Source organism: Streptomyces alanosinicus, from assembly GCF_014650595.1.
GTDB classification, from domain to species: domain Bacteria; phylum Actinomycetota; class Actinomycetes; order Streptomycetales; family Streptomycetaceae; genus Streptomyces; species Streptomyces alanosinicus.
On the sequence record NZ_BMVG01000115.1, the window covers coordinates 1 to 3,275 of the forward strand.

General features: G+C 66.1%; 3 protein-coding genes. All 3 read right to left on the reverse strand.

The window, feature by feature from the left end:
* Positions 1-486 (reverse strand): IS701 family transposase (locus IE277_RS46385; protein ID WP_373311023.1); only part of this gene is annotated, 486 nt, incomplete at its 3' end.
* A gap of 280 nt (positions 487-766) precedes the next feature.
* Complete coding sequence (gene trpS / locus IE277_RS46390) at positions 767-1,828, reverse strand: tryptophan--tRNA ligase (protein WP_189960135.1); 1,062 nt, start codon at positions 1,826-1,828, stop codon at positions 767-769.
* A gap of 236 nt (positions 1,829-2,064) precedes the next feature.
* Complete coding sequence (locus IE277_RS46395) at positions 2,065-2,619, reverse strand: ATP-binding protein (RefSeq protein WP_189960137.1); 555 nt, start codon at positions 2,617-2,619, stop codon at positions 2,065-2,067.
* Positions 2,620-3,275 lie beyond the last annotated feature (656 nt).

Below are 3,275 nucleotides of genomic sequence, written 5' to 3' on the forward strand. Positions count from 1 at the left end.
CGGATCGGCTTTGGGCGAGGCGGGATCCCAGCTCTCGGGCAGGAACAGCCGCCAGTCGACCGCAGCCGACGCGTCGTCGGAGGCCAGGTGCAGGGACACCCCGGCCTGGCAGTTGGTGACCTTGCCCGCGGTGCCGGTGTACTGCCGGGCCACACACGCCGAGGCATCCCCGTCCTTGAGGAAGCCCGTGTCATCCACGATCAGCGCGGTGGGCTTGATCACGTGCTGCATCCGCCAGGCCAGGCGGGCACGCACATGCGCCGCCTCCCACGGGCTGGAGGTGATGAAGTGCGCCAGGGCCTGACGGTTGCCGTCCTCGCCCAGCCGGGCGGCCATCGGCTCCACCGACTTGCGCCGCCCCTCCAGCAGCAGGCCCCGCAGATAGACCCCGCCCCACCGGCGCTGATCCGCCCGCGCGAACGGCTCGAACATCTCCGCCGCGAAGTCCTCCAGATCACACCGGACCGCAGCCAGCTCCCCACCCATCACAACAGGTCAACGGAACAAGCGATCAAACGGACACGCCACCGTCGGGTGAACCTGACCAGGCCCTACTAGCTCCGCGACACGGTGGCTGTGAGGAGAGCCTCAGGGAGCCTGGCACCGCAGTAGGGGGCGATGATCTACCGGGCGCGTGCATGGTGGGTGGCGGGCGGTCTTGACGGGCACGAGCGTGCCGTCGGGTCGTTGGACGATGCGAACTGCGCGGGAGCTTGAGGGCCACTCCCGCGCCGATATAGCAGAAGGCATGGGTTCCCGGTGGTCTTCAGGGTGCTGTGTTCTCCCTGCTCTTGCGGGCTCGCTCGGCCTTGCGACGTAGCTGGTTGTAGGCGGCGGTCAGGCCCATCGCCTTGCGGGCTTCAAAGACCACCTGCTGCACTTCGCGGCGGGTGCGTTCGGTGCCGTCGACGATGATTTCGTCGACGAGGCCGCTCTGTTCCTCGTAGCGTGCGCGGCGCTCCCGCATCGGGTCGAGGAAGCGGTTGATGGCGGCAGCCAGCTTGTCCTTGACCTCTACGTCGCCGACCGTGCCCGCTCGGTAGCGTTCCTTGAGGTCGGCGACCTCGGCGGGGTTGTCGTTGAAGACGTCGTGGTAGACGAAGACGGGGTTGCCTTCCACAGTGCCGGGAATGTCGGCGCGGATCCGGTTGGGGTCTGTGTACATACCGGCGACTCGCTTACGGACGTCCTCGGCGCTGTCGGAGAGGTAGATGACGTTGCCGATGGACTTGCTCATCTTCCCCTGGCCGTCGGTACCCACCAGGGTGGGCACATCGCTCTCAACGAGTTCGGGGACGGGGAAGGTCTCCCCGTAGAGGTGGTTGAACCGGCGGGCGATCTCCCGCGTGACTTCCACATGGGCGTGGTTGTCCTTGCCGACGGGTACGACATGCGCCTTGACGCAGAGGATGTCGGCCGCCTGGAGCACGGGATAGCCGAGCAGGCCGTACGGCATCTCTTCCTTGCCCGAGTCCCGAGCCATGTCCTTCAGGCTGGGCACGCGCTCCAGGCGCGGTACGGTCACCAGGTTCTGGAACAGGGTGTTGAGCTCGGTGACCTCGGGGATCGCCGATTGCAGGTAGAAGGTCGCCCGGGCCGGGTCGATGCCGGCTGCGAGGGAGTCAAGGACCATGTCCCGGGCGTTGGTGGAGACCTTGGCGATGTCCTCCCGGGTGTTCTTGGTGGTGAGCATGTGCAGGTCGGCGATGATCAGGAAGGTCTCGTACTTGTGCTGGAGCTGCACCCGGTTGGCGATGCTGCCCACGTAGTGGCCGAGGTGCAGCTTTCCGGTGGGTCGGTCTCCAGTGAGCATGCGCTGGTCAGTCACGGAAGTGATGGCCCTTCAAAACTTTGGGGGAACAGGACGGACGGTGAAATAAGGTGCCATTCTCGCCGGTCGTGTCCTGCCGAAGCGCCCAAATAAAGGGGACGGCCGCCCGTGCCGGGGCTGCCGCGCTCAGGGCTCGTCGATCTACCGACTGCCCTCTTGAATGTTGCATCCTGTGCCCGTTTCGACCACGGGGACTCAGCAGGGCGGAGGCGAACAACCAGGGCTGGCCGGACTCAAACAGCCTGATGTTCCAGCTGCGCTGGCGCATGCACGACGACCTCGGGCTCAGCCGCGGCGGGAGAAGCATCGTCAGAGAAGCCGGTCACACAGTGGACCCCCTCCAGCGTGCCCGAGAGTGCCGCACTCGCGGACGATTCCCCGGCAGCGGGCACCGCCAACTCGAACCATGTCGTTTTGCCTGCGGGGCAGGGCTGGCTACCCCAGGCTGCCGCCAGCATGTCAACGAGGAGTAGCCCGCGCCCGTGCTCAGCGCACGGTGGCGGGGCTTTCGCCTCCGCTTCCCTTACATCGGCGTCGGTTACCTCGACACGCACCCGTCGGCCCGTCCACTGGAGACACACCACGCAGGGCGCCTCCGTATGGACCACTGCATTGGCAATCAACTCTCCAGCAAGTAACTCGAGATCATCCGACGACGGGGCCTGCTGCCCCAGGCCCAGACTTTCCACCACCTCACGCACGAGCCGACGCGCTGGCCCCACAGCCTGGACGTCGGCAGCGACCTTGAACGCATAGGGCAGCTTGCGGAGAGTGAGGTGCGGCGTCATGAGACCTCCTCGGAGTGGCCGCGGCCTCCTTGAGGTCAGGCCGCACGGGCTCCGTGACCGGCCGAGTCAGTGTCAGCCGATGGCGGGTTCTCAACCTGGCAGCACGACCTACGATGTGCCATTTCGCCGGTGATATCACGCACGCGATCCACCCGTGTGAGCCAGTTACGGCTACGCCTGATCACGTATCCGTGCCGAGCCAGGCCTCGAGGGCTGCCACTACGGACATGTCGGCAGAACGCTGGTTTGTCGGAAGCTCCTCTGGTTCTACGGCCCGCCGCACGGCGGGCTGGTCCTCTACCTGGCCAGAGTGACCGTGATCGGAACAACGCCCGGGCAGGGGCTCAGTTACTCAGTGAGTGCGATCTTCTCGAAGGGATCGCCGCTGATCTGCGGTCAAGTGCCGCAGCGGAGGAGTCGCCCGAGGCGACCCGACAAGACCACCGTCACGGTATCCAGCTCGGCGCCCCTCGCAGCGAACGCCGCGATCGGATCTGACGAGATCATTCGAACCACCGCCGCCGGGCTGCTGCGAGGTCGCCAGGTCGGAAATGGGGCGAACCTACCGTCTGAGGCCGCTAGACTGATCGCACCATCGCGGGGTGGAGCAGCTCGGTAGCTCGCTGGGCTCATAACCCAGAGGTCTTCTCTGAACT

Coding starts and splice junctions, on each gene's coding strand:
- IE277_RS46395 (WP_189960137.1), bottom strand. CDS start 2,619: ATGACGCCGCACCTCACTCTCCGCAAGCTGCCCTATGCGTTCAAGGTC.